Genomic DNA, 620 nt, shown 5'->3' with positions numbered 1-620 from the left:
TTAATAAGAAAACTAATAACATATGAGTATAATTACTTGTTCAGATAGGTTAATTATCTTCGTGATTGATATTTATTTGGTTTCAGTAAAAATGATGTTTTTATTATAAAGTTTATAAATACCAAGTCGGTGGTGTTTATTAGTGTAATGGAGGGGAGTGCGTAAATCGTTCATGTAACACTTCCTTCCAATAATACTTTATAAATCAATAGATGTATGATTACTTATTTCCTGAAATATCATATATATTGCTATATTTCTTAACGAGATATTCTTATTTTATTGATGATTGCATCTCTTTTATTTAATGTAAAGCTTTCTTATTAATCTTCTAATGTATTGCAAAATGGTAGATGCTGAGTAATCAACAGACTTGTATGTAAAGTCAAGATTAACGTTGCTAAAGCACGCATCAATTTTCTGATAAAAGGATGTGGTTGTTTTTTTCGATAAAAAAAATTCTTGTCTAACCGCTGGTGAAATAAGATTATTATTACCCCGGATTAATACTGAGCCTAACAATAGAATACAAAAAAAACAAAATGCTTTAAATAAGGGGAGCACTATAAGTTATCCTCTTTACTTTATGCTTACCAACTCATTTTGTTACTTTATAACAT

At 27.6% G+C, this 620-nt stretch carries 1 protein-coding gene; it reads left to right on the top strand.

Translation table 11 applies throughout. The features are described 5' to 3' along the window. Window positions 1–433 precede the first annotated feature (433 nt). Window positions 434–620, top strand: a 187-nt coding sequence (locus RTW80_RS26865; RefSeq protein ID WP_312721142.1) for a hypothetical protein, incomplete at its 3' end; no start/stop codon positions are given.

The organism is Escherichia sp. AM3, from assembly GCF_032029835.1.
Classification (GTDB): Bacteria; Pseudomonadota; Gammaproteobacteria; order Enterobacterales; family Enterobacteriaceae; genus Escherichia; species Escherichia coli.
The sequence above is the reverse complement of the archived record's forward strand: the minus strand, read 5'-3'. Positions and strand labels throughout refer to the sequence as shown.